Origin of the sequence: Bittarella massiliensis (ex Durand et al. 2017), assembly GCF_017566145.1 — a bacterium.
Classification (GTDB): domain Bacteria; phylum Bacillota; class Clostridia; order Oscillospirales; family Ruminococcaceae; genus Bittarella; species Bittarella massiliensis_A.
The window spans coordinates 1-301 of sequence record NZ_JABFCL010000070.1 but is presented as its reverse complement, the minus strand read 5'-3'; the positions used below and the strand labels follow the sequence as shown (position 1 = coordinate 301).

The window sequence follows — 301 nt, the reverse complement described above, 5'->3', positions numbered from 1 at the left end:
CGTGTTCTTCGGAATATCCAGGTAGCCAAGCTCCGCCGCGGTGGAGATGATATTGACCATGCTCCGTCCTTCCACGACTACCTTTCTGCCGTACTTATAGGCAGAATTGATAATCTGTTGCACCCGATCCACATTAGACGCAAAGGTGGCTATGATAATTCTCGTATTGCTGTGCTCCGCAAACAGGTGGTCAAAGGTTCGTCCCACCGTACGCTCCGACTGGGTAAACCCTGCACGCTCCGCATTCGTACTGTCAGACATCAGGGCAAGCACACCTTTCTTTCCGATCTCCGCAAACCGC

The 301-nt window shown here is 52.5% G+C and carries 1 pseudogene; it reads right to left on the bottom strand.

The window, feature by feature from the left end:
• A pseudogene (locus HJY11_RS13490) lies at positions 1 to 301 on the bottom strand (ribonuclease J); the annotation flags it as partial.